Source organism: Pantoea sp. SIMBA_079 (genome assembly GCF_046940275.1).
GTDB classification, from domain to species: Bacteria; Pseudomonadota; Gammaproteobacteria; order Enterobacterales; family Enterobacteriaceae; genus Pantoea; species Pantoea borealis.
In genome coordinates, this window is record NZ_JAWRYR010000609.1 from 1 (window position 1) to 254 (window position 254).

The 254-nt window shown below is 31.5% G+C and carries 1 protein-coding gene; it reads right to left on the bottom strand.

The annotated features are described in order from the left end of the window. The coding region (locus SB719_RS21385) for a hypothetical protein (protein ID WP_412159920.1) at window positions 1-254 on the bottom strand (254 nt) is incomplete at both ends.

Sequence of the window (254 nt, forward strand, 5' to 3'; positions counted from 1 at the left end):
GACTCTCAGATATATTCCTCGCTGAAAATCACTAAGTTCATTACCTGAGACTGTAACTTTTCCATCAAGTGATGTCCCATATGGTACACTACCTGCAGTTATATTAGTAAGAATTCCAAAGTTATATCCATTTCCTGTTACTAAATTATTTGAAATAACAAATCTTTTAGTGAGATTATTAACAATTATAAACTCTTCCTGTGAAGTAGGTATATAACTTTCTAGAGTTATTCCTACAAATGCATTTCCTTCTG